Annotated in this window: 3 protein-coding genes; 2 read left to right on the plus strand and 1 reads right to left on the minus strand. The window is 47.2% G+C overall.

Annotation, left to right across the window (positions count from 1 at the left end; genetic code table 11):
* Together J7439_RS25150 and J7439_RS25155 are read left to right on the plus strand one after the other, a co-directional pair.
* Positions 1-270 (plus strand): hypothetical protein (locus J7439_RS25150; RefSeq protein WP_209204800.1); only part of this gene is annotated, 270 nt, incomplete at its 5' end.
* A gap of 16 nt (positions 271-286) precedes the next feature.
* Positions 287-448 carry a hypothetical protein gene (locus J7439_RS25155; protein WP_209204801.1) on the plus strand — a complete coding sequence of 54 codons (162 nt, stop codon included), beginning with the start codon at positions 287-289 and terminating at the stop codon, positions 446-448.
* A 202-nt stretch (positions 449-650) separates the two neighbouring features.
* Here the strand turns inward: J7439_RS25155 and J7439_RS25160 are convergent.
* Positions 651-3,124: hypothetical protein (locus tag J7439_RS25160; protein WP_209204802.1), on the minus strand; the 2,474-nt coding region annotated here is incomplete at its 5' end.

The raw sequence follows: 3,124 nt of genomic DNA on the forward strand, positions 1-3,124 counted from the left end.
AGGCAACCGGTATCAGAGAAGTCTGACCTGTTTTGTCAGGCAGCCTGGCTGTGGGATTTGTTACTGGATAGCGCACTGCAGCAGCTACTCCAGATGAATACACGTCAACTGCCACAGCCTGAAAACTTAGGCCATCTAGCAGAATCACCAGTTTCAGGCGTGGATGGTCTTGTTTTGTCTGCGCCAGAAAACGTCTTATTGCCGCTTTTTCACAATCATTTTTTGTGGAACCATCCTGTCGGCAAATCGCTTCCGGCGCTAAAGGAATGACGGTTTTTCTGGGCGGATGGATGATACAGCCGCCTATAATATTGTGGTAAAAGGTTTGATTTTTCTTGCCCTCGTTTTTAATGCAGCAGTCATCACATCGGCAGGTTCCCGAATAAAAGAGGCCAGTACCATCAATAGGAAGCAGATAAAGATCTTGGATGCTGTCAAAACGTTCTGACACTGTTTTTATCAAGTAAGAAGCACTGAATTGCCTGACATTTTTTTCTGAATAGCCGTACCCATGACTGACCCGACGACAACGATTGAGTAACATATAATTTCAGTCGAAGAGTTGTGCGGGCATGATTTTTTTTACCTATCCTGCATCTCATGTGGCTATAGTGCTTCAATATTCGTCGGGAATTGCTGTGACAACTGGTTTATCCTTGCAGGAACTCTTCAAGCCAGCCATGGTTGTTGTTGACTCGTTCTGACCCGGTCGCAAATAAATCAAAATCCGGCGACAATAAATCAGAATCCGATTCCCAAATGTCAATGTCAATTTCGTTCAGCCCAAGAGGGTCTTTTTTTCTGCATTCAAAGGCTGAATGCCAGGCGTTTTGTGTCTGTTGATCCACATCATAATGGTTGATCTTTTGGAGGACACTCATTAACTGCGGAAGTATCATTTCTTTCCGATAGGGTTCCAATAGTTCAAGTTCTCTATTCCCCAATATCGGAAAACGATCCAGCTCTTCCATTGCCGCTTCAAAGGTAAATTTCGGCCCTTGAATGCTCCTGGTGGAATCCTGATACCAAGGGGGTGTCGTGCTTGCAGGAGGTTGTTGCAGAGCGATTGCTGTTACTACGGGTGTTTTTGTTGCCTCAATCTGTACCAGCTTTTCAGCCACTGCATTTTTAACGAACTCAGGAACAACACCATCATTATCATTTCGGATAACCGGGCTGAGCGCCTTACATAAACTGGTGGTTAGCTGGCCGTTGCGGGCATAGTGTTCCAGAGATGACCAAACCACTGGCTTTAATGGTTTGTTGTATTTGATGATGTTGATAATCATAGAAGGTGGCAGCAGAAATGTTACTTTTTCAGGCTTGGCTTTCCTGGTCTCTTTGGTTCTTGCTTTCATTTGGGCCAGTTTAGCCTCAAGCCTGATCGCATAGGGTTCCCGCTTGTCCTGAGGCTTTTCATACCATTGTTCTGTGAAGTCGGTTGCCTTGAAAAATGCGGTCAACTGTTCAAGGGTCCAGTTATTTATAACAAAACCGGTGTCAGTGACGGTAAACTCTGGTTTTGGGAGTACAACCGGTTCACCATCGGTTGGCATGACAGTAAGCTTTTGATTCCTGAATTGATACTCTGTTTGTTTAAGCTCGAACAGTATGGCCGTGATAAAGTGCCACAGGCGTTCCTGGCCCAACATGACGTGAGCACCATCAACAACTACGCCTCTTTCATCATCAGTTGACACTCGCTTTGAAAAACAGAGATCCGGTATATTCCCGTGTTCCGGTAGATAATGGTTTATCAGGAGCATTCCTTCCAACAACCGTTGCTGCGTCGCTAATTCCGGAACGGTTTCAGGTTTAGCCTGGTAGTCAAGACAGGCATCCATGAATTGCTGCATTTTCTGTGGCCTGAGTACCCGGTGCAGTCGGTACCACTGTGAGATTGCAGGCACAGTTCTGAATAGCTCGTCCATTCTGTCAGCGTATTTTGCGCGGTTATCTTCGGACTGTCGCCAAAGAACCTCCAGCATCATACGTTTAGATAGCGTGAATTCCCATCGTAGACCAAGCTGTTGGCGCAGTGGCTGTAACGCATTCCATTGCGCCGGGGTTGGGGCTGGCTTCAGGTTTCTGCACAGTTCAAGGTATTCCTTCCTTTCAGGTTCAGGGAGCTGCGTTAGTGCAAATTTTGTTAAAGCCAGTGGTGCAGGAATGGATAATGCCTTAGTGAGTACTTCATTGCAGCGTGGATCTTCACGATGTTTTTCAATCCAGAACTGGATACCAGTTCCTCCATGGATAGCCAATATCGGCAGCAATGATTTCAGCGCAGCACGAACCGCTAGTCTTTCATTTCGTGGACCTTTGTGGGCATTAAGATATTGTTGGAATTCGGCAATTGTCATATTCCATTTTGCGGACGCAGGAGAGAAGTACAGAGCCAGTGCTTTCATTTGACTTGATTCTAAAAGTCCATCTTCTTCATCACTGCTGTCGCCTCCAATGTCCGTAGAATAACCTTGCTGTTTAAGACATTGGCGGAGTTTGTTCTCATTATCAGTCAGTTTTTCTCCTGAGGGTACTCCAAAGCGTGCAAATATGCGGCAAGAAAGTTTCAGAAGACCCTTCTTTTCATCCGATGGTAGCCATTGAATAAAGGCTTGCACTTTCGTTTTTTCCGGTAAGCCTTTGCCATGGCACATGGCGGAAATATTGGTGACCAGTGCCAGGTCGAGCGGTTTGCCCTTAACGTCCTCGTCTTTGCCCTCCTGCCAGCCCTCTTTCAAGCAGGGCAGCGTCAGGAAGGCCTTCACGTCCTTATCTTTCGGTAAGCCTTTAGAAGAACACATGGAGGAGATATTGGTGACCAGTCCCCGGTCGAGCGGTTTGCCCTTAACGTCCTCGTCTTTGCCCTCCTGCCAGCCCTCTTTCAAGCAGGGCAGGGTCAGGAAGGCCTTCACGTCCTGATCTTTCGGTAAGCCTTTAGAGGAACACATGGAGGAAATATTGGTGACCAGTGTCCGGTCGAGCGGTTTGCCCTTAACGTCCCCGTCTTTGCCCTCCTGCCAGCCCTCTTTCAAGCAGGGCAGGGTCAGGAAGGCCTTCACGTCCTGATCTTTCGGTAAGCCTTTAGAGGAACACATGGAGGAAATATTGGTGACCAGTG

It is taken from the genome of Salinisphaera sp. G21_0, from assembly GCF_017744115.1.
Taxonomy (GTDB): domain Bacteria; phylum Pseudomonadota; class Gammaproteobacteria; order Pseudomonadales; family Endozoicomonadaceae; genus Endozoicomonas.